This is a genomic window from Enterobacter sp. SENG-6, from assembly GCF_001605945.1.
GTDB lineage: Bacteria > Pseudomonadota > Gammaproteobacteria > Enterobacterales > Enterobacteriaceae > Enterobacter > Enterobacter cloacae.
The window spans coordinates 75,426-96,813 of the sequence record NZ_LOMM01000022.1 but is presented as its reverse complement, the minus strand read 5'-3'; the positions used below and the strand labels follow the sequence as shown (position 1 = coordinate 96,813).

The 21,388-nt window shown below is 53.7% G+C and carries 24 protein-coding genes; 18 read left to right on the top strand and 6 right to left on the bottom strand.

Annotated elements, in window-relative coordinates; translation table 11 throughout:
* Window positions 1-8 precede the first annotated feature (8 nt).
* From lptE to lipA, 13 genes are all read left to right on the top strand, one after another.
* The gene (gene lptE / locus AX755_RS12035) at window positions 9-578 is read left to right on the top strand and encodes an LPS assembly lipoprotein LptE (RefSeq protein WP_028028133.1); all 570 of its coding nucleotides are present in this window, start codon (window positions 9-11) and stop codon (window positions 576-578) included.
* Window positions 578-1,609 carry a DNA polymerase III subunit delta gene (gene holA / locus AX755_RS12030; protein WP_040020609.1) on the top strand — a complete coding sequence of 344 codons (1,032 nt, stop codon included), beginning with the start codon at window positions 578-580 and terminating at the stop codon, window positions 1,607-1,609. Before lptE ends, holA begins: the two co-directional genes overlap by 1 nt.
* On the top strand, window positions 1,602-2,267 hold the full coding sequence (nadD, locus tag AX755_RS12025) for a nicotinate-nucleotide adenylyltransferase (protein ID WP_020685664.1): 666 nt from the start codon (window positions 1,602-1,604) through the stop codon (window positions 2,265-2,267). The genes holA and nadD overlap by 8 nt, the downstream gene beginning before the upstream one ends.
* Before the next feature lie 268 nt (window positions 2,268-2,535).
* Window positions 2,536-2,853, top strand: a complete 318-nt coding sequence (gene rsfS, locus AX755_RS12020; protein WP_003858696.1) for a ribosome silencing factor — start codon at window positions 2,536-2,538, stop codon at window positions 2,851-2,853.
* 3 nt (window positions 2,854-2,856) lie between these two features.
* The gene (gene rlmH / locus AX755_RS12015; RefSeq protein WP_003858701.1) at window positions 2,857-3,324 is read left to right on the top strand and encodes a 23S rRNA (pseudouridine(1915)-N(3))-methyltransferase RlmH; all 468 of its coding nucleotides are present in this window, start codon (window positions 2,857-2,859) and stop codon (window positions 3,322-3,324) included.
* A 28-nt stretch (window positions 3,325-3,352) separates the two neighbouring features.
* Window positions 3,353-5,254, top strand: coding sequence for a peptidoglycan DD-transpeptidase MrdA (mrdA, locus tag AX755_RS12010; RefSeq protein WP_013097589.1), 1,902 nt, complete (start codon window positions 3,353-3,355; stop codon window positions 5,252-5,254).
* 2 nt (window positions 5,255-5,256) lie between these two features.
* A complete protein-coding gene (gene mrdB / locus AX755_RS12005) occupies window positions 5,257-6,369 on the top strand; it encodes a peptidoglycan glycosyltransferase MrdB (RefSeq protein ID WP_013097590.1) in 1,113 nt (370 codons plus the stop codon).
* Between the two features lie 16 nt (window positions 6,370-6,385).
* Window positions 6,386-7,498, top strand: coding sequence for an endolytic peptidoglycan transglycosylase RlpA (rlpA, locus tag AX755_RS12000; protein ID WP_062856830.1), 1,113 nt, complete (start codon window positions 6,386-6,388; stop codon window positions 7,496-7,498).
* Between the two features lie 139 nt (window positions 7,499-7,637).
* Window positions 7,638-8,849 carry a D-alanyl-D-alanine carboxypeptidase DacA gene (dacA, locus tag AX755_RS11995; protein ID WP_013097592.1) on the top strand — a complete coding sequence of 404 codons (1,212 nt, stop codon included), beginning with the start codon at window positions 7,638-7,640 and terminating at the stop codon, window positions 8,847-8,849.
* A gap of 105 nt (window positions 8,850-8,954) precedes the next feature.
* Complete coding sequence (ybeD, locus tag AX755_RS11990; RefSeq protein ID WP_003858718.1) at window positions 8,955-9,218, top strand: DUF493 family protein YbeD; 264 nt, start codon at window positions 8,955-8,957, stop codon at window positions 9,216-9,218.
* Between the two features lie 94 nt (window positions 9,219-9,312).
* A complete protein-coding gene (gene lipB, locus AX755_RS11985) occupies window positions 9,313-9,954 on the top strand; it encodes a lipoyl(octanoyl) transferase LipB (protein ID WP_013097593.1) in 642 nt (213 codons plus the stop codon).
* 291 nt (window positions 9,955-10,245) lie between these two features.
* Window positions 10,246-11,199, top strand: a complete 954-nt coding sequence (locus tag AX755_RS11980) for a YbeF family transcriptional regulator (RefSeq protein WP_062856829.1) — start codon at window positions 10,246-10,248, stop codon at window positions 11,197-11,199.
* Window positions 11,200-11,406: 207 nt separating this feature from the next.
* On the top strand, window positions 11,407-12,372 hold the full coding sequence (gene lipA / locus AX755_RS11975) for a lipoyl synthase (protein ID WP_013097595.1): 966 nt from the start codon (window positions 11,407-11,409) through the stop codon (window positions 12,370-12,372).
* 80 nt (window positions 12,373-12,452) lie between these two features.
* Here lipA and tatE read toward each other — a convergent pair whose 3' ends face one another.
* A complete protein-coding gene (tatE, locus tag AX755_RS11970) occupies window positions 12,453-12,656 on the bottom strand; it encodes a twin-arginine translocase subunit TatE (RefSeq protein ID WP_013097596.1) in 204 nt (67 codons plus the stop codon).
* 125 nt (window positions 12,657-12,781) lie between these two features.
* Window positions 12,782-13,570, bottom strand: coding sequence for a deaminated glutathione amidase (locus AX755_RS11965; protein WP_062856828.1), 789 nt, complete (start codon window positions 13,568-13,570; stop codon window positions 12,782-12,784).
* 67 nt (window positions 13,571-13,637) lie between these two features.
* On the opposite strand from AX755_RS11965, the gene crcB reads away from it, so the two are divergent.
* Entirely contained in the window at window positions 13,638-14,021 is a 384-nt protein-coding gene (gene crcB / locus AX755_RS11960; RefSeq protein WP_029882131.1) for a fluoride efflux transporter CrcB, read from the top strand.
* A 219-nt stretch (window positions 14,022-14,240) separates the two neighbouring features.
* Here the strand turns inward: crcB and cspE are convergent, their stop codons facing one another.
* Both cspE and pagP read right to left on the bottom strand, forming a co-directional pair.
* Window positions 14,241-14,450 carry a transcription antiterminator/RNA stability regulator CspE gene (gene cspE, locus AX755_RS11955; protein ID WP_002439184.1) on the bottom strand — a complete coding sequence of 70 codons (210 nt, stop codon included), beginning with the start codon at window positions 14,448-14,450 and terminating at the stop codon, window positions 14,241-14,243.
* A gap of 190 nt (window positions 14,451-14,640) precedes the next feature.
* Window positions 14,641-15,258, bottom strand: a complete 618-nt coding sequence (gene pagP, locus AX755_RS11950; RefSeq protein WP_155687007.1) for a lipid IV(A) palmitoyltransferase PagP — start codon at window positions 15,256-15,258, stop codon at window positions 14,641-14,643.
* 581 nt (window positions 15,259-15,839) lie between these two features.
* Between pagP and dcuC the strand changes: the two genes are divergently transcribed.
* Both dcuC and rna read left to right on the top strand, forming a co-directional pair.
* A complete protein-coding gene (gene dcuC / locus AX755_RS11945) occupies window positions 15,840-17,207 on the top strand; it encodes an anaerobic C4-dicarboxylate transporter DcuC (RefSeq protein ID WP_020685657.1) in 1,368 nt (455 codons plus the stop codon).
* A 93-nt stretch (window positions 17,208-17,300) separates the two neighbouring features.
* A complete protein-coding gene (rna, locus tag AX755_RS11940; protein WP_013097602.1) occupies window positions 17,301-18,110 on the top strand; it encodes a ribonuclease I in 810 nt (269 codons plus the stop codon).
* On the opposite strand, the gene AX755_RS11935 is transcribed toward rna, so the two are convergent.
* Window positions 18,104-18,721, bottom strand: coding sequence for a flavin reductase family protein (locus AX755_RS11935; RefSeq protein WP_038418896.1), 618 nt, complete (start codon window positions 18,719-18,721; stop codon window positions 18,104-18,106). The genes rna and AX755_RS11935 overlap by 7 nt on opposite strands.
* A 266-nt stretch (window positions 18,722-18,987) precedes the next feature.
* Between AX755_RS11935 and rnk the strand changes: the two genes are divergently transcribed.
* Window positions 18,988-19,398 carry a nucleoside diphosphate kinase regulator gene (gene rnk / locus AX755_RS11930; protein ID WP_013097604.1) on the top strand — a complete coding sequence of 137 codons (411 nt, stop codon included), beginning with the start codon at window positions 18,988-18,990 and terminating at the stop codon, window positions 19,396-19,398.
* Between the two features lie 107 nt (window positions 19,399-19,505).
* Here the strand turns inward: rnk and AX755_RS11925 are convergent, their stop codons facing one another.
* Entirely contained in the window at window positions 19,506-20,744 is a 1,239-nt protein-coding gene (locus tag AX755_RS11925) for a zinc-dependent alcohol dehydrogenase (RefSeq protein WP_013097605.1), read from the bottom strand.
* 180 nt (window positions 20,745-20,924) lie between these two features.
* On the opposite strand from AX755_RS11925, the gene uspG reads away from it, so the two are divergent.
* Window positions 20,925-21,353 carry a universal stress protein UspG gene (gene uspG / locus AX755_RS11920; RefSeq protein ID WP_013097606.1) on the top strand — a complete coding sequence of 143 codons (429 nt, stop codon included), beginning with the start codon at window positions 20,925-20,927 and terminating at the stop codon, window positions 21,351-21,353.
* Window positions 21,354-21,388: the final 35 nt, after the last annotated feature.

Sequence of the window (21,388 nt, the reverse complement as noted above, 5' to 3'; positions counted from 1 at the left end):
GAGGAAACGTGCGACAACTGGCAACAATACTCTTATCTCTGGCGGTGCTGGTCACCGCGGGGTGTGGCTGGCATCTGCGCAATACCACGGCGGTGCCCGCTGAGATGAAAACGATGATTTTCGACTCAGGGGATCCGAATGGTCCACTCAGCCGGGCAGTGCGTAACCAGCTGCGTTTGAACGATGTTCAACTGATCGAAAAAGGCACCCTGCGCCAGGATGTACCGTCATTACGTATCTTAAGCTCATCGCTGGCTAAAGATACCGCGTCGATCTTCCAGGATGGACGTACTGCGGAATATCAGATGGTGCTGACGGTGAACGCGGCAGTATTGATCCCGGGTAAAGACATTTTCCCAATCAATACCAAAGTGTACCGCTCGTTCTTTGATAACCCGCAAACGGCGCTGGCAAAAGATGCTGAGCAGCAGATTATCATTAACGAAATGTACGACAAGGCCGCAGAACAGCTGATCCGTAAGCTGCCAGGCATTGCCGCAACGACAAGACAGGGTTCTGACATCATCGACAAACCGGATGCCAACACGCCTCCTGTTTCTACCTCCATGGGTAACTGATGATCAGGCTGTATCCTGAACAACTCCGCGCGCAGCTCAATGAAGGGCTGCGCGCGGCGTATCTGCTACTGGGTAACGACCCGCTCTTGCTTCAGGAAAGCCTGGATGCCGTGCGACATGCCGCCGCCGCTCAGGGCTTTGATGAACACCACACCGTCCAGTTGGATAACAATACCGACTGGAATGCCCTCTTCTCCCTTTGCCAGGCGATGAGTCTCTTTGCATCACGCCAGACCATCCAGATCCTGCTGCCAGAGAATGGTCCGAACGCGGCCATCAATGAACAGCTGGCGACGCTGGTCAGCCTGTTGCACAGCGATCTGCTGTTAATCGTGCGTGGCAACAAGCTCACCAAAGCGCAGGAAAACGCCGCGTGGTTTACCCAACTCGCCACTCATGCCGTGCTGGTCACCTGCCAGACGCCTGAGCAGACCCATCTGCCGAAATGGGTGGCGGCAAGAGCGAAGCAGAATAACCTGCAACTGGACGACGCAGCGAATCAGCTGCTGTGCTACTGCTATGAAGGCAACCTGCTGGCGTTGGCCCAGGCGCTGGACCGGCTCGCCCTCCTCTGGCCCGATGGCAAGCTGACTCTGCCGCGCGTGGAGCAGGCGGTTAACGACGCCGCACACTTCACGCCGTTCCACTGGGTTGATGCGCTGCTGATGGCAAAGAGCAAACGTGCCCTGCATATTTTGCAGCAGCTACGCCTTGAGGGTAGCGAACCGGTTATATTGCTGCGTACGTTGCAGCGTGAACTGCTGATGCTCATCACGCTCAAGCGCCAGTCTGCTCATACGCCATTGCGTTCGTTGTTCGACAAACACCGTGTCTGGCAAAACCGTCGGGCGATGACCACCGAGGCCATTAATCGTCTGAGCCATGAACAGCTGCGCCAGGCGGTACAGCTTTTGATGCGCGCAGAGCTCACGTTAAAACAAGATTACGGCCAGTCCGTCTGGGCGGAACTGGAAAGCCTTTCTCTGCTGCTCTGCCACAAGGCGCTGGCAGATGTATTTATCGATGGATAGCATGCACTCTCTACAGGCCCTGTACGGTGGCACCTTTGACCCGGTCCATTACGGACATCTGAAACCGGTTGAAATTCTGGCGAATCTGATTGGTCTTCAGCGCGTGATTATCATGCCCAATAACGTTCCGCCACATCGGCCTCAGCCTGAGGCCACCAGCGAGCAGCGAAAAGAGATGCTCGCCCTGGCCATTGCGGATAAACCGCTCTTCAGCCTGGACGAGCGTGAACTCCGTCGCGACACCCCGTCCTGGACCTCGCAAACGCTACAGGAGTGGCGGGCCGAACAGGGGCCGGACAAACCGCTGGCCTTTATCATCGGCCAGGATTCTCTGCTCAACTTCCCCACCTGGCACCAGTATGAAACCATTCTGGAGAACAGCCATCTCCTCGTCTGCCGCCGTCCGGGCTATCCGCTGACCATGCGTGAAGAGCAGTATCAGCAGTGGCTGGAGGCTCATCTGACCGACAATGTGGAAGATCTGCATAATCAACCTGCCGGGAAGATCTATCTGGCGGAGACGCCGTGGTTTGATATTTCTGCGACAATCATTCGCGACCGGCTTCAGCACGGTTTAGCCTGTGACGATCTCCTGCCATCGTCAGTGCTGGACTATATCCACGCGCACGGGTTGTATCAGAAAAGCGCAGACGCATAATCCGGGCGCACAAAAAGCGCCTTATTGATTATCCTGCCTTGACAGAGTAAGCCATACTGTTATCCTCCGCTGCCAGACTTTCCCGCCGCTCATTGCTTTACAGAAATTGTTTTACAAAAATGGCGATGCAATCTCCGGCGGAGGGTGGGATGATACCCGCCTTCAAAAGCCCGGCCGGTGACATTTGTCCCGACAGGGGCGTCAGTTCAGGTATACTGTCTGGCTACGAATTCATAGTTGCACAATCTCATTCACCCAGGGGGAAAACTTGCAGGGTAAAGCACTCCAGGATTTTGTTATCGACAAAATTGATGACCTGAAAGGTCAGGACATCATCGCTATCGACGTTAAGGGTAAATCCAGCATCACCGACTGCATGATCATCTGCACCGGTACGTCTACTCGCCATGTGGTTTCAATTGCCGATCATGTTGTGCAGGAATCACGTGCAGCAGGGCTGTTACCGCTCGGTGTTGAAGGTGAAGCGACCGCTGACTGGGTGGTTGTCGATCTTGGCGATGTGATTGTCCACGTCATGCAGGAAGAGAGCCGTCGCCTGTATGAGCTGGAAAAACTCTGGGGTTAATGCGTGAAGTTGCAGCTGGTCGCCGTCGGCACCAAAATGCCGGACTGGGTACAAACCGGTTTTACTGAATATCTGCGTCGTTTCCCTAAAGATATGCCGTTCGAGCTGGTGGAGATCCCCGCCGGAAAGCGCGGCAAGAACGCGGATATCAAACGCATTCTTGATAAAGAGGGAGAACTGATGCTGGCTGCCGCAGGCAAAAACCGCATCGTGACCCTCGATATTCCAGGCAAGCCCTGGGATACGCCGCAGCTGGCGCACGAACTGGAGCGCTGGAAGCAGGATGGTCGTGACGTCAGTCTGTTGATTGGCGGGCCTGAAGGGTTGTCCCCTGCCTGCAAAGCGGCGGCAGAACAAAGTTGGTCTCTCTCCGCGCTGACGCTTCCCCACCCGCTCGTTCGGGTACTGGTGGCAGAAAGCCTGTACCGCGCGTGGAGCATTACTACCAACCACCCCTATCACCGCGAGTAATGACTGACCAGGGTAGATTAAGCAGCGGATGAAACTACAGAATTCTTTTCGCGACTATACGGCTGAGTCCGCGCTGTTTGTGCGCCGGGCGCTGGTCGCCTTTACGGGGATTTTGCTGCTTACCGGCGTGCTGATCGCCAACCTTTATAATCTGCAAATTGTCCGCTATACCGATTACCAGACGCGCTCAAACGAAAACCGCATCAAGCTGGTGCCTATCGCCCCCAGCCGCGGCATTATTTACGACCGTAACGGCACCCCGCTTGCCTTAAACCGCACCATCTACCAGATTGAGATGATGCCGGAAAAAGTCGACAACGTGCAGGATACGCTGGAAGCATTGCGAAGCGTTGTCGATCTTAACGATGACGATATCGCTGCGTTCAAGAAAGAGCGCGCCCGTTCTCACCGTTTTACCTCCATTCCGGTTAAAACCAACCTGACGGAAGTCCAGGTCGCCCGCTTTGCCGTCAACCAGTACCGTTTTCCCGGTGTGGAAGTGAAAGGCTACAAGCGTCGCTACTACCCTTACGGTTCCGCACTGACGCACGTAATCGGCTACGTCTCCAAGATCAACGACAAAGACGTTGAGCGTCTCGATAAAGACGGCAAGCTGGCAAACTACGCCGCGACGCACGATATCGGTAAGCTGGGAATTGAACGCTATTACGAAGATGTCCTGCACGGGCAGACCGGCTATGAAGAGGTGGAAGTTAACAACCGTGGCCGCGTTATTCGTCAGCTGAAAGAGGTGCCGCCGCAGGCAGGACATGACGTCTACCTGACGCTCGACCTGAAACTCCAGCAGTATATTGAAACCTTACTGGCGGGCAGCCGTGCGGCAGTTGTCGTGACCGATCCGCGTACCGGCGGCATACTGGCGATGGTCTCCATGCCAAGCTACGACCCTAACCTCTTTGTCGATGGAATTTCCAGTAAGGACTACTCCGGCCTGCTTAATGACCCGAACACGCCGCTGGTCAACCGCGCCACGCAGGGGGTCTATCCGCCGGCGTCCACGGTGAAACCTTACGTCGCCGTCTCGGCGCTGAGCGCGGGTGTCATCAACCGCAACACCAGCCTGTTTGACCCGGGCTGGTGGCAGTTACCGGGTTCAGAGAAACGCTATCGCGACTGGAAAAAATGGGGCCACGGTCATCTGAACGTGACGAAATCGCTGGAAGAGTCTGCGGATACCTTCTTCTACCAGGTGGCGTACGACATGGGTATTGACCGCCTGTCAGAGTGGATGAGCAAATTTGGCTACGGCCATTACACCGGGGTCGATCTCGCCGAAGAACGCTCCGGCAACATGCCAACCCGCGAGTGGAAGCTAAAGCGCTTTAAGAAGCCGTGGTATCAGGGTGATACCATTCCGGTGGGTATCGGCCAGGGTTACTGGACCGCCACCCCGCTGCAGATGAACAAAGCGATGATGATCCTCATCAACGACGGGGTGGTGAAAGTCCCGCACCTGCTGCAAAGTACCGTTGAAGAGGGCAAAAAAGTGCCGTGGATCCAGCCGCATGAACCGCCAGTGGGGGATATTCACTCCGGCTTCTGGGAGATCGCCAAAGACGGGATGTACGGGGTGGCAAACCGCCCGAACGGTACCGCGCATAAGTATTTCGCCGGTGCGCCGTATAAAGTGGCCGCCAAATCCGGTACGGCGCAGGTCTTCGGCCTGAAGGCCAACGAAACCTATAACGCGCACCGCATTGCCGAACGACTGCGTGACCATAAGCTCATGACGGCATTTGCACCTTATGATAACCCGCAGGTGGCGGTGGCAATGATTCTGGAAAACGGTGGCGCAGGGCCAGCCGTGGGCACCATCATGCGCCAAATCCTCGACCACATCATGCTGGGTGATAACAACACCGAACTGCCGGCTGAAAACCCGGCGGCCGCTGCGGCGGAGGACCAATAATCATGACGGATAATCCAAATAAAAAATCGCTGTGGGATAAAATCCACATCGACCCAGCCATGCTGCTGATCCTGCTGGCTCTGCTGGTCTACAGCGCTCTGGTTATCTGGAGCGCCAGCGGCCAGGACATCGGCATGATGGAGCGCAAGATTGGCCAGATCGCGATGGGGCTGGTCATTATGGTCGTCATGGCGCAGATCCCACCACGCGTCTACGAAGGCTGGGCCCCCTATCTCTACATCTTCTGTATTATTTTGCTGGTTGCGGTAGATGCCTTTGGGGCCATCTCCAAAGGCGCACAGCGCTGGCTGGATCTGGGTGTAGTTCGCTTCCAGCCCTCGGAAATTGCCAAAATCGCCGTTCCACTGATGGTGGCACGCTTTATCAACCGCGATGTCTGTCCGCCATCACTGAAAAACACGGCCATCGCGCTGGTATTGATTTTCCTGCCAACGTTGCTGGTGGCGGCGCAGCCTGACCTTGGTACCTCTATCCTCATCGCACTCTCCGGCCTGTTTGTTCTCTTCTTGTCGGGCCTGAGCTGGCGTCTGATTGGTATTGCGGTGGTGCTGGTTGCCGCGTTCATCCCTATTCTCTGGTTCTTCCTGATGCATGATTATCAGCGCCAGCGCGTGATGATGCTGCTCGATCCGGAAACCGATCCGCTGGGTGCGGGCTATCATATTATTCAGTCCAAGATCGCGATTGGCTCCGGTGGCCTGCGCGGTAAAGGATGGCTGCACGGCACCCAGTCGCAGCTCGAGTTCTTACCAGAGCGCCATACCGACTTTATCTTTGCGGTCCTGGCGGAAGAGCTTGGGCTGGTCGGCATCTTGATCTTACTCGCGCTGTATGTACTGTTAATTATGCGCGGGTTGTGGATTGCCGCGCGCGCGCAAACCACCTTTGGCCGCGTCATGGCGGGCGGGTTAATGTTGATTTTATTCGTTTATGTCTTCGTAAATATTGGTATGGTGAGTGGTATTCTGCCGGTTGTAGGCGTTCCGCTTCCGCTGGTGAGTTACGGAGGCTCGGCACTGATCGTGTTGATGGCCGGGTTTGGTATCGTGATGTCGATCCATACCCACAGAAAAATGTTGTCAAAAAGCGTATAAAAATAAGGGGATCGGAATGCGTAAGCAGTGGCTGGGGATCTGCATTGCGGCAAGTTTACTTGCGGCGTGCACAAGTGATGATGGTCAGCAACAGGCAACCGTCGCGCCGCCGCAGCCTGCGGTGTGTAATGGCCCAATCGTTGAAATCAGCGGCGCCGATCCCGTTTATGAACCGCTCAACGCCAGCGCGAATCAGGATTATGAGCGCGACGGCAAAAGCTACAAAATCGTTCAGGACCCTTCCCGTTTCAGCCAGGCGGGTTTCGCCGCCATTTATGATGCGGAACCCGGGAGCAACCTGACGGCATCAGGAGAAGCGTTCGACCCGACGCAACTCACTGCGGCACACCCGACGCTGCCTATCCCAAGCTACGCGCGTATCACCAACCTGGCGAATGGCCGTATGATCGTAGTCCGCATTAACGATCGCGGTCCGTACGGTAACGACCGTGTGATTTCGCTGTCGCGCGCCTCCGCCGACCGCCTGAACACCTCGAACAATACCAAGGTTCGTATCGACCCCATTATCGTGGCACCGGATGGCTCGCTCTCCGGGCCGGGTACCGCGTGTACGACAGTGGCGAAACAGACCTACGCCCTTCCCGATCGTCCGAATCTTGACGGTGGCATGGGGAGCGTCTCATCGCCGGCCGAGCCTTCTCAGCCAGCAGGCGAAGTGCGTCCTATCAGCAACGACACGCTGCAAAGCGATGACAACACTGGCGCACCGGTAAAGAGTAGCGGTTTCCTGGGGGCTCCAACGACCCTGGCCTCCGGCGTGCTCGAAGGCAGTGAACCTGCCCCGGCGCCTGTTGCCGCCCCCGTCGCGCAGCAGCCAGCCCCCGTCACCGCTCCGGCAACGACCCAGAGCGCAGCGGTAGCAGCGCCTGCTGCCGCTTCCAGCGGCGGCTTTGTCGTTCAGGTGGGCGCCGTCAGCGATCAGGCCCGCGCGCAGCAGTATCAACAGCGCCTGAGCCAGCAGTTTGGCGTTCCAGGCCGCGTTGAACAAAACGGGGCGGTGTGGCGTATTCAGATGGGACCGTTTGCCAGCAAATCGCAGGCAGCGACCCTGCAGCAGCGTCTGCAAAATGAAGCGCAACTCCAGTCATTTATCGCTGTAGCGAAGTAATTTATCGGCGGCATCCGAATTGTCAGTTTGTGTAAAAGTCATTCACAAACTCATGCTTAAAGTCGGATGCCTGCCTGAATAGCATTTGCTATAGTAAGGCACTTTTTTTAATTCCATCACGGATGTCGTAGTTCTGACCATGAAGACCACTTTTTCTGCTCGTTTTGTGCAGCGCATGGCGCTGACCACGGCCCTTTGCGCTGCTGCGCTCTCCGCAGCTCACGCCGATGACCTGAACATCAAGACCATGATCCCTGGCGTTCCGCAAATCGATGCGGAATCCTACATCCTGATCGATTACAACTCTGGCAAAGTTCTGGCAGAACAGAATGCCGATGCCCGCCGCGATCCGGCCAGCCTGACGAAAATGATGACCAGCTACGTTATCGGCCAGGCGATGAAGGCAGGTAAATTTAAAGAAACAGACCTGGTCACCATCGGTAACGATGCGTGGGCAACCGGGAACCCGGTCTTTAAAGGCTCCTCTTTAATGTTCCTGAAACCGGGTATGCAGGTTCCTGTCTCTCAGCTGATTCGTGGTATCAACCTGCAGTCCGGTAACGACGCCTGTGTCGCCATGGCCGATTTCGCTGCGGGCAGCCAGGATGCGTTTGTGGGCCTGATGAACAGCTACGTTTCTGCGCTGGGCCTGAAAAACAGCCACTTCCAGACCGTTCACGGCCTGGATGCGGAGGGTCAGTACAGCTCTGCGCGCGATATGGCGCTGATTGGCCAGGCGCTGATCCGCGATGTACCGAACGAATACGCCATCTATAAAGAGAAAGAGTTTACCTTCAACGGTATTCGTCAGACCAACCGTAACGGCCTGCTGTGGGATAACAGCCTGAACGTTGACGGCATCAAAACCGGTCATACCGACAAAGCGGGTTACAACCTGGTCGCCTCTGCTACCGAAGGTCAGATGCGCCTGATCTCTGCCGTGATGGGCGGTCGTACCTTTAAAGGCCGTGAGACAGAAAGCAAAAAACTGCTGACCTGGGGCTTCCGTTTCTTCGAAACCGTGAACCCGCTGAAAGCAGGCAAAGAGTTTGCCTCTGAGCCGGTCTGGTTCGGTGATAACGATCGCGCCTCCCTGGGCGTGGACAAAGATCTGTACCTGACCATTCCACGCGGACGCATGAAAGACCTGAAAGCCAGCTACGTGCTGAACACCACCGAGCTGCATGCACCGCTGCAGAAAAACCAGGTTGTAGGCACCATTAACTTCCAGCTGGATGGCAAAACTATCGATCAGCGCCCGCTGGTTGTCCTGCAGGAAATTCCTGAAGGCAATTTCTTCGGCAAAATCATTGATTACATTAAATTGATGTTCCATCACTGGTTTGGCTAAAAATCGAACACTTGAAAGTGTGATTTTGATCCCCATATACTAAGTATCCTGATAACTCCCACCTGACGTGGGAGTTATTCTTTTTGACGTTACGCCGGAGCTGACATGAAAACCAAACTTAACGAACTGCTTGAATTCCCTACCCCATTTACTTACAAAGTAATGGGTCTGGCGAAACCTGAGCTGGTTGATCAGGTGGTTGAAGTGGTACAGCGCCATGCGCCGGGTGACTACTCTCCGTCAGTAAAACCAAGCAGCAAGGGCAACTACCACTCGGTATCTATTACCATTACCGCAACACACATTGAGCAGGTTGAGACGCTGTACGAAGAGCTCGGCAATATCGAAATTGTTCGTATGGTGCTGTAGTCCCTCTGCGGTTACCCGGTTTGCCGGGTAACCCCTCTCCCCGCTGTGATATACTCCCCCTCATCTTTTGTCCCTCGTCTTCGGAGACGTCGTTTTGTATCAGGATAAAATTCTTGTCCGTCATCTCGGGCTGCAACCTTATGAGCCTGTCTCCCAGGCTATGCATGACTTCACCGACTCACGCGATGACACCACCCCTGATGAAATCTGGCTGGTAGAACACCTGCCAGTGTTTACGCAGGGGCAAGCGGGAAAAGCGGAACATTTATTGATGACGGGCGATATCCCGGTTATTCAGAGCGACCGCGGCGGGCAGGTTACGTACCATGGCCCAGGGCAACAGGTGATGTACGTTCTCCTGAACCTCAAACGCAGAAAGCTGGGCGTACGTGAACTGGTCACTCTGCTTGAGCAAACGGTCGTCAACACACTGGCGGAATACGGTATTGATGCGCATCCGCGGGCCGACGCACCGGGAGTCTACGTGGGCGAGATGAAGATCTGCTCGCTGGGGCTGCGTATCCGTAAAGGCTGCTCGTTTCACGGGCTGGCTTTGAACATTAATATGGATTTGAAGCCCTTCCAGCGCATCAACCCCTGCGGCTATGCCGGGATGGAAATGACGCAAATGTGCCAGTGGGTTGATACGGCAACAACAGAAAATATCCGTCCTGTGCTTTTAGCTAATATGTTAGCACTACTTAACAATCCCCCGCACGAATATATCACTGCTTAATATATTATACATCGTGGCTCGATAATTTGACGGGCCACGATTTAATTGCCGCTTTTACACTTTACAATAATCCGCAGATTCTATATTTTCGAAGCGCTCGAATATTACCGATCCATATTATTTAGCCTCCCGTCAGCGCTGCGTGCAGGACCTAAGTAACTTGCGTGATAATCACTCAACTGGTTGTTTTTGATAAACAAGTGAAACAAAACCAACACTTTACGAATCTCTACAAGCATAATAAATAAATTCAACTATCATTCATGTTGTGAATGTGTACGGAGTAAAAGCGTGGAGTATAATAATTTACCAGCCAAACGCCTGAATGAACCCGGTGGCGAAGACAAGCCGCAAATTTTTCGGACTTTACGTAATATTGATCTCAATTTATTGACTATTTTTGAGGCGGTATATGTCCATAAGGGTATCGTTAACGCTGCGAAAATTCTTAATCTCACGCCCTCTGCAATAAGCCAGTCAATTCAAAAGCTGCGCGCTATATTTCCGGACCCGTTATTTATTCGTAAGGGACAGGGTGTCACCCCCACGGCTTACGCCACGCATCTGCATGAGTACATCAGCCAGGGGCTGGAGTCGATTCTGGGCGCGCTGGATTTAACCGGAAGCTACGACAAACAACGAACCATCACCATCGGCTGCTCTCCCTCTGTGGGGGTGTTGGTTATGCCTGCCATTTACCAGGCCGTAAAAGAGCATGCGCCGCAGTTGCTGCTGCGTAATGTACCGATCAGCGAACCTGACGTGCAGCTTGCCCAGTTCCAGACCGATTTAATTATCGACAGCGGCAGCTTCAGCGCCCGCGCGTTGGGGCAGAATGTCCTCTATGCCGACAACCTGGTGCTGGTCTGTCGCCAGCAGCATCCGGTGCTCAGCGAGCTGCTCACCATAGAAAATCTGCGTAACTACGACCACTCGTCATTTATGACGGAAGGACAGTCTCATCATGCGCTGCGCCAGCGTATCGATGACATTTTCCCGGAGCGCCAGATAAGCTTCAGCAGTTACAATATGTTCACTACCGCGTCCCTGATTGGCAGCAGTGACATGCTCTGCATCATGCCTTCGCGCCTGTATCATCTGCTGCGGAAATGCTGGCCGCTGGAGAGCATTCCGCTCAGCCAATTGAATGCAGAATCTATCGAGATTTCACTGCATTACAATAAGCTCAGTCTGCGCGATCCGGTACTTGAAAATGTGATCCGCATCATCCGCCAGGCCTTCTGACAGGTTGACACAGCACAAGCCCCTGCCTCACGCAGGGCAAAAGGCACAAAACAACAACTATTTTACAAATTGGCGACCTGGCAGGCTGCTTTAACGACCGTTTCAATGATATACTGCCTGTCGTTCGTTCAAAAATAGTTGATAAATACAACATTCCCTTGAATTGAAACGCTTTCCTTCGATATTCGCAACTGGAACACGCACGCTATGAGTAAACCCATTGTGATGGAACGCGGTGTTAAATACCGCGATGCCGATAAAATGGCCCTTATCCCGGTTAAAAACGTGGCTACAGAGCGCGAGGCGCTGTTAAGAAAACCGGAATGGATGAAAATCAAACTTCCGGCCGACTCTTCGCGTATCCAGGGGATCAAAGCGGCGATGCGTAAGAATGGCCTTCACTCTGTATGTGAAGAAGCCTCTTGCCCGAACCTTGCTGAGTGTTTCAACCACGGCACCGCGACGTTTATGATTCTGGGTGCTATCTGTACCCGCCGTTGCCCGTTCTGCGATGTTGCTCATGGCCGCCCGGTGGCACCAGATGCAAACGAACCTCAAAAACTGGCGCAGACCATTGCTGATATGGCGCTGCGTTATGTGGTCATTACCTCCGTTGACCGTGATGACCTGCGTGATGGGGGTGCTCAGCACTTTGCTGACTGCATTACTGCCATTCGCGAGAAAAGCCCGAACATTAAGATTGAGACGCTGGTGCCGGATTTCCGTGGTCGTATGGACCGCGCGCTGGATATCCTGACCGCCACGCCACCAGACGTCTTTAACCACAACCTGGAGAACGTACCGCGTCTCTACCGTCAGGTGCGTCCGGGTGCTGACTACAACTGGTCCCTGAAGCTGCTGGAGCGTTTTAAAGAAGCGCATCCACATATTCCTACCAAGTCAGGTCTGATGGTCGGCCTTGGTGAGACCAATGACGAAATCATCGAAGTGATGCGCGATCTGCGTCGCCACGGCGTGACCATGCTGACGCTGGGCCAGTATCTGCAGCCAAGCCGTCATCACCTGCCGGTGCAGCGCTACGTTAGCCCGGATGAATTTGATGAGATGAAAGCGGAAGCGATGGCGATGGGCTTCACCCATGCTGCCTGCGGTCCGTTTGTGCGCTCCTCTTACCATGCCGATATGCAGGCAAAAGGCGAAGAAGTTAAATAACCCTGTAATATTCACTTACAGGAATACAAAAAAACCGGCCTGTTGAGCCGGTTTTTTTCGCAAGCCTTAAGGCATTGCCGTTACTCTTTGTGAGAGAGCTTTTCAGCCGGAACGGTATCCTCGGCGCTTTTCTTCGCTGCCGCGTCATCGTCGTTCATCGCTTTCTTAAAGCCTTTGATGGCGGCACCCAGGTCACCACCCAGCGTGCGTAACTTCTTGGTACCAAACAGCAGGACGACCAGTGCGGCAACCACCAGCAGTTTGGTAATACTAATCTCACCCATAGATACCTTCTTTACTTAAAACAGGCTGCATTCAGCGTCAAAACCGGATCATATTAACGGTCATTTGGCGCGTGCACACAATAGCAACCTGTAACAAGGTGAATCAAGCATTGTTGAAAAAAACATCACAATAATTGCGGTGGCGCAAAACGTCGATTGCGAAGAACAGGTAATTGCTGCCGTGCAAGCGCTATCCTTTCCGAAATTATCTCCGCCATCAGTAAAACCGGACCTTCCGCTGCGGCGGCAATCGTGACGCCCAGCGGGTCAATCACCCTGCTCTGCCCGATATTTTTATTGCCGCACTCCCCTGCCGCGACCACATAACAGGTGGTATCCAGCGCGCGCGCCGTAAGCAACGTGGCCCAGTGATGCTCTTTCAGCGGCCCTTTAACCCACGCGGCAGGCAGAACAAGCACATCCGCTCCCTGTAATGCCAGGCTCAACGCCAGCTCAGGAAAGCGCAAATCGTAGCAGGTCATCAGCCCAATGTTTAAACCATCAACCGCGATCAGGGGCGGAACGCACTCCCCCGGGTCAACCAGGCGCGACTCCTGGATACTGAACGCATCATAGAGATGAAGCTTGGCATAGCTGGCGATGATGACGCCGCCACGGATGGCTACCAGTGTGTTAACTGCCCGGCCAGGCGTTGACGGCACATGGAGCGTCAACATTGTGGTCATGTCATTACCCGCACTCTCGGCCAGTAATTGCTGTAAAAACGCGCCATCCAGCGGCTGCGCGGATTTCACCGATAAATCCGGGTCGTTATCATCGCGAGCCAGCAAGGCCTCTGGCAGCACCAGCAACGACGCCCCCTTCTGTTGTGCCTGCATCATCAGTGAAACACACTGCGCCGCATTCTCATGCCAGCGAGGCGTGACCGCAAACTGCCCTACCGCAACATACATATTTGTCCCCTGATTATAAACAGCGTTAAACTCGCCACTCTTACACATCAAATAGCAGGTATTTACAGTGTTACAACTCCTTTTAGCTGTTTTTATTGGTGGGGGGACGGGAAGCGTTGCGCGGTGGTTCCTGAGTATGCGGTTTAATCCACTGCATCAGGCGATTCCAATGGGAACACTGGCCGCAAACCTGATTGGTGCGTTTATCATTGGCATGGGTCTGGCCTGGTTTAACCGTATGACGCACATCGATCCCATGTGGAAAGTATTGATTACCACCGGGTTCTGCGGCGGTTTAACCACCTTCTCCACCTTTTCTGCGGAAACGGTGTTTTTGTTTCAGGAAGGCCGTATCGGCTGGGCATTGCTGAACGTTGCGATAAATATGCTCGGCTCTTTTGCGATGACCGGGATCGCATTCTGGCTATTTTCTTCCGCCAGCCCCCACTAACTGCCGAAGCGTTAATGTTGGCTTAATTTTTCTCTGTCACTCTGATGCCAATACAGAACGAGGGTGACAGAATGAAAGAGAGTTTGATGAGCGCAGGCGTGGTGTTGTTGAGCGTGCTGATCGTTGCCAGCTTCCTGAAGATGTATCTGCTTGGCTGATGCAAAACGAAAAAAACCCGCTCAGTGAGCGGGTTTTGAAATTCTTGCTGACGCGTCTGAATTACAGAGCGATTACGTTAGCAGCAGAAGGGCCTTTGGCACCGTTAGTGATTTCGAACTCTACACGCTGACCTTCAGCCAGAGTTTTGAAACCATTAGACTGGATTGCAGAGAAGTGTACGAACACGTCTTTGCTGCCATCTTCAGGAGTAATGAAACCGAATCCTTTGGACTCATTAAACCACTTAACGTTACCTTTAATCTTAGACATCAAAATTACCTTTACATTAAAAAACGACACAAATGCTGTGTCGGTTACCAGTACAACAATTGTGGGACCTTTTGTCCAGCGGATCTTTGATAAAAAGTGACTAAAGTCGCGTTAATTTTCGCTGGCGGATTTTTATCCCATATGAATCAACGACTGCACATTTTTTCACCGCTTTGTCAGCTTTTTTCAGTTAAAACTGAAAACGCATCCAGGCGAAGTAAACGTTACCGTTGTTGTACGTACCGGGAATGTAGGTCATCTGGAACGTTGCAGGACCATAACCAATTGAGGCCAGCGGCAGCAGAACCGGAATGGGGATATAGTTCCAGTTGTCGCGTGCAGTCACCCCGGCGGTATAGCCCAGGCCAACGTGGAAGTTGTCGTCAGCTAAGGGACGCCAGGTTTTCTCCCAGCCATAGCCACCGATCGGTTCCCATTTGTTAAAGGAGTCTTTAAAGGCCATCAGATAAATACCGTGCCAGTTGCCCTTTTCGTCCCAGCGCGACTGACCAAAACCTGCCCCCCACGGGCGCTCGTTATATTTGTCGGTCTTTTCTTTGTCATAGGCAAAGCGTGCATGCCAGGTGATGGCCGGCACGTAGAGATCATAGTGCTCTGGCGCATTCCAGGTCTGCGAAACATTATCCGTAAAGGTGGAGAACCAGCCCTTATCCGTCGCGTTCTCTTCAGCCTGTGCCACAGAAGAGAGCGTTAACTGTGCAAAAATAAACAGAAAAATGAAGAAAAATTTATTACGTACGATCACAATGCAATTACCATTCTTAGTATTCGAGGCAAAGTTTACCATACAATAGTTGAATGGAGCCTTAACGGCATCGGCATTACTCCTAATTAATCAGCCACTTTGCGAGAATATTCTGAGAGCGGCACGGTGGCCTGTTGAATAATCATCTCACGGGCGCGTTCAAACCTTTTTTAATAATGCCCACCGGCAAAAATAACCCCTCTATTAATATGGCTTTCAGGGCAAACATAACGCCCTGTCTTCAAGGTATAAAGATTATCATTAGCCACTACAGCCAGAGTTTTCGTGCTGATCAGCCCCTTTCTCACGAAACGCTGTACGGCCCCCCTCACCAACGCGCACCGGCAGGAAAAGTCTTTTCCCCTATTATTCAGGAACGTGTTAATATAGAATCAATAAATTAACAACTCATTAGCATTTAAATGACATACTCCACTGTTGTCACCGGTCAATACCCATATGTCATTATTGCCATCACCATGGCAAAAATATCGCTAACATCTGCTTTAGTAGTATATTTATTGATTTTAATCAGCAAGGACTGGCCATTAATTCGGCACATTCTCATCCTTCTTTTTTATTGATTATTTGTGCTCTCGGGCAGCAAGGATACAGGGGAAATCATGCTTACGTTTTTCGAGCTCCTTATCGGAGTCGTCGTCATTGTCGGTGTAGCACGCTACATCATTAAGGGGTATTCCGCCACGGGCGTGTTATTTGTCGGCGGCCTGGCCTTGCTGATCGTTAGCGCCCTGATGGGTCACCAGGTCTTACCCGCCAGCGCAGCCAGCACCGGGTATACCGCCACAGACATTGTTGAATACATTAAAATTCTGCTCATGAGCCGTGGTGGCGATCTGGGCATGATGATCATGATGCTGTGCGGTTTTGCCGCCTACATGACCCATATTGGTGCCAACGATATGGTCGTGAAGCTGGCCTCCAGGCCGCTGCAGTACATCAACTCCCCGTATCTGCTGATGGTGGCAGCCTACTTCCTCGCCTGTCTGATGTCGCTGGCCGTGTCATCCGCTACTGGCCTGGGGGTGTTGTTAATGGCTACCCTGTTCCCGGTGATGGTTAACGTCGGCATTAGCCGTGGTGCAGCGGCGGCTATCTGCGCCTCTCCGGCGGCCATTATTCTCTCCCCTACCTCTGGCGACGTCGTACTGGCGGCGAAAGCCGCAGAAATGTCACTCATCGATTTCGCCTTTAAAACCACGCTGCCGATTTCCATTGTGGCTATCGTGGGCATGGGCATCGCGCATTTCTTCTGGCAGCGTTATCTCGATAAAAAAGAGCACATCAGCCACGAAATGATGGACGTGAATGAAATCACCACCACCGCCCCGGCGTTCTATTCCATTCTGCCGTTCACGCCTATCATCGGCGTGCTGATTTTTGACGGCAAATGGGGACCACAGCTGCACATCATTACCATTCTGGTTATCTGTATGCTGCTGGCCGCCATGCTGGAATTTATTCGCGGTTTCAACACTCAGAAGGTATTTTCTGGCCTGGAAGTGGCGTATCGCGGTATGGCCGATGCGTTTGCAGGCGTCGTGATGCTGTTGGTGGCGGCAGGCGTCTTCGCGCAGGGTCTGAGCACTATCGGCTTTATTCAGAGCCTCATCTCCATCGCCACGTCGTTCGGCTCTGCCAGCATTATCCTGATGCTGGTACTGGTGGTGCTGACCATGCTGGCGGCAATGACCACCGGTTCAGGTAACGCGCCGTTCTACGCCTTCGTTGAGATGATCCCAAAACTGGCACATTCTTCCGGTATTAACCCGGCTTACCTCTCCATTCCCATGCTGCAGGCGTCTAACCTCGGTCGTACCATTTCGCCGGTATCGGGTGTCGTAGTTGCTGTCGCCGGGATGGCAAAAATCTCGCCGTTCGAAGTGGTAAAACGCACGTCGGTCCCGGTGCTTGTGGGCCTGATCATCGTGATTATCGCAACCGAAGTGCTGGTTCCTGGCGCAGCCTGAGTAAAATGACCGATATCCAAAAAGCGCCTGCGGGCGCTTTTTGTGCTTTAATAACTTCCAGAAATCTATCGCGTTAACCCATCAGGAAATCACATGTTCAGGAAGGATATCGTTATCCCGTCTGGCGCCATGGCGCTTGCACTCTGTGTCTTCTCCGCGCAGGCGGATCCGCTCAAAGCCACGCAGTATGGCGATTTCGATCGCTACGTTCTGGCGCTTTCCTGGCAAACCGGGTTCTGCCAGAGCATGGCTGAACGTAACCGTAACGAACCCGAAGAGTGCCGTCTGCAAAAAGAGAGCAATAACAAGACCGATTATCTGACCGTACACGGATTATGGCCGGGGCTGCCTAAATCCATCGCCGCACGCGGCGTGGATGAACGCCGCTGGATGCGTTTTGGCTGCGCGACCCGCCCAATCCCGAACATGCCGGAAGCCAAAGCCAGCCGCAAATGCTCAGCCGCCGAAACCGGGCTATCACTGTCGGGTGCCGCAAAGCTGAACAGCGTCATGCCCGGTGCTGGCGGTAACTCCTGCCTGGAACGCTATGAGTACGCCAAACACGGCGTCTGCTTCGGCTTTGATCCTGACGCCTATTTCGGCACCATGGTGCGGATGAATCAGGAGATAAAAAACAGCGCGGTGGGTAAATTCCTGGCGGATAACTACGGTAAAACGGTAAGCCGTAAAGATTTTGATAACGCCGTGGCGAAAAGCTGGAGCAAAGACAACGTCAAAGCGTTCAAACTGACCTGCAATGGTAATCCGGCCTATCTGACCGAAATGCAGATCTCGCTTAAGGCCAGCACCATTAATAACCCGCTGTCTGCCGGCTCTTTTGCGCCACAGCCACATCCGGGTAACTGTGGCAAACAGTTTGTTATCGATAAAGTGGGTTACTGATCCACAATCGGGCGCACCATATCGAAGCGGTGTTCATCACTGATGCCATAATAGGCCGTCGGCCCACCCGCACGCAGGATGGGCTGCGCTTTCGCCGTCTGGTAGATCCCCTCTTCCAGCAGCGATTCGGCAATATGAATCCCCACCACTTCGCCCAGCACCAGCCATGTGTCAACCAGCGTGCCGTCGGCGCCGGTCAGCTGAATACACTGCGACAGGCGGCACTCAAAGTTCACCGGACTCTCGGCCACGCGTGGCGCCTTTACAAGCTGGCTTGCCGCTGGCGTCAATCCGGAAAAAGAGAACTCGTCTTGATCGTGAGGCAGCGTAGCGGAGGTGAGATTCATCGCCTCAGCCAGATCGCGCGTGGCAAGGTTCCAGACAAACTCACCCGTTTCGTTAATATTACGCACGCTGTCTTTCCAGCCGTTGCTGGAAAAGCCAATAATCGGCGGGCGGTAGTTAAAGCAGTTAAAGAAGCTATACGGTGCCAGGTTGATCTGTCCTGCCTGGTCGCAGGAGGAGATCCAGCCAATCGGACGCGGACCAATAATGGCATTCAGCGGGTCATGCGGCAGGCCATGCCCCTGTGACGGTTGATAAAAGTACATAGCGCTCTCTTATAAGGGGCAGACGCGAACTGCGTTTACCCACTATCCTGATTCAGAACGTTCAGCGTAACGCAATCCGCCAGAAATGCAGACTGAATAAATTTCAGCGAAAATTCATATGGCCCATGAATGTGACCTCTATCACTTCAAAGTTGCGTGCGCAGACAGTATCATCGGGAGAGTTAAACCCTCGCTGCCAGACGGCGAGGGTTTTCTTTTGGATTGGTTTCTGCGTTACACGCAGCATTAACGACATGGAGTAAAAAATGTCCAGACCCACCATCATTATCAATGAACTTGACGCAGAACGTATTGACCGACTTCTGGAGAAACCAGAATTCGCCTCGCTCCCGGTAGCCGATGCCCTGAATGAAGAGCTCGACCGGGCGCAGATGTGTACCCCGGAGTCCATGCCGCATGACGTGGTCACCATGAACAGCCAGGTCAAATTCCGCAACCTGACAACGGGCGAAGAGTTAACCCGCACGCTGGTCTACCCGGCGCAAATGACCGACAGCAGCGCTCAGCTTTCCGTGCTGGCACCGGTCGGCGCGGCCCTGCTGGGCCTGCGTACGGGGGATACCATTCACTGGGAATTGCCGGGCGGTGCCTCAACCCATCTGGAAGTGCTGGCGTTGCTCTACCAGCCAGAAGCGGCAGGCGATTACCTGCGTTAATCCCATCTGAACAAGCGCGACCCGCGTTGCACAGAGGATGCCTGCGCATCCTCTTTCCGCAGATTCACCAGGACGCCCTATATCGTGCCACAGGTAAGGGAACCGTCTTAAACCACCCCACCCGGAAACGCATTCACCAGCCCTTTAACCTGCTGTTCCGCCGCTTCCGGCGTTTCTGCACCGGGCACCAGAATCACCTTCCGGCACGCCTCCTCCCGTTTTTCAAAGATCCGGTAGGCGCGTTCGGCATCGTCCAGCGGCAGATAGTGGGTGACAATCTCCTCCGGCGTCAGCAACCCTTTTTCGATCAGCGGTAACAACTCGCCAAGCCAGGCGTGGACGTGGGTCTGGCCCATCTTAAAACTTAGCCCCTTATCGAAGGCATCACCAAACAGGAAGCCATGGATAAAGCCCGCATACACGCCGGGCACGCTCACCACCCCACCCCGTCGAACAGCAGCAATACACTGACGCAGCGCTTTACCGCTGCTGCCCTCAATTTTAAGGTTGCTGAGGATGGTTTCCGTGGTGCTGCCTTTGGCTTCAAACCCCACGGCATCAATGACGGCATCCACGCCGCGCTGGCCTGCGGTTTGCTCAATGATTTTTTCCGCTGCGTCGTTGTCTTCATCAAAGTTGATGGGGATAGCGCCGTAGCGCTCTGCGGCAAAACGCAGACGATACGGGTGATGGTCAACCACAAAGATCTGTTCGGCACCTAACAGCCGCGCGCAGGCGATGGTCAGTAACCCCACCGGTCCTGCACCAAAAACGGCGACGCTGGAGCCTTTTTCAATCTGGGCATTTTTCGCCGCCTGCCAGGCGGTAGGCAAGATATCGGAGAGGAACAGCGCTTTATCATCGGAGAGCAGCTGAGGCACTTTGAACGGCCCAACGTTACCTTTGGGCACCCGAACGTATTCCGCTTGTCCACCGGGCACGCCGCCATAAAGATGGCTGTAGCCAAACAGCGCTGCGGGCGCGGGAATTTGCTTTTTATTCAGCGCGGCGCCCTGCCCGGCGTTGGTGCTCTCGCAGGCCGCGTACTGCTGCAGGCGGCAAAAGAAGCAGTCACCACAGGCGATGACAAACGGGATCACCACCCGGTCGCCTTTTTGCAGCGTCTTCACTTCCCTGCCCGTCTCCACCACTTCGCCCATGAACTCGTGGCCAAAAATATCGCCGTGTTCAACTTTGGGGATCTTCCCGCGGTAGAGATGCAGATCCGATCCGCAGATCGCCGTGGCCGTTACGCGCAGGATAATATCGTCAGGTTGTTCAATAACAGGATCGGGGACATTCTCGACACGAACATGATGTGGACCGTGGTACGTGAGTGCTTTCATGCGACCTCCGAAAGGATCCGGGTAAGTATTTAAGGGTAGCGTTCCCTGACGAACTGCCCGGGATTAGCGGGCTTTTGAGATTTATCCTGGGAAAAACAGAAAAGTGCCGCAGCGCTTACAAAAACCATATTCATTTTATGGTTGAATGATTCCAGCGTTTATAAACAAGGAGAAACGGGTATGTATCAGAGAATTATTATGCCGGTTGATGTTTTTGAGATGGAGCTGAGCGACAAGGCCGTACGCCATGCGGAATTTCTGGCGCAGCAGGACGGGATTATTCATCTTCTACACGTGCTGCCGGGTTCTGCCAGCCTGAGTCTGCATCGCTTTGCCGCCGATGTACGCCGCTTTGAAGAGCATCTGCAGCATGAGGCGGAAAATCGCCTGCAAACGATGGTCGGGCACTTCACCATCGATCCTTCCCGCATTAAAACGCATGTCCGGTTTGGCAGCGTGCGCGATGCCGTTAACGAGCTGGCGAGCGAGCTGAACGCCGACGTGGTGGTTATCGGTTCACGCAATCCGTCCATTACCACGCATCTGCTGGGTTCAAACGCCTCCAGCGTTATCCGTCACACCCACATTCCGGTGATGGTCGTGAGATAAAAAAAAGAGGCCACCTTATGGTGGCCTCTCCTGGT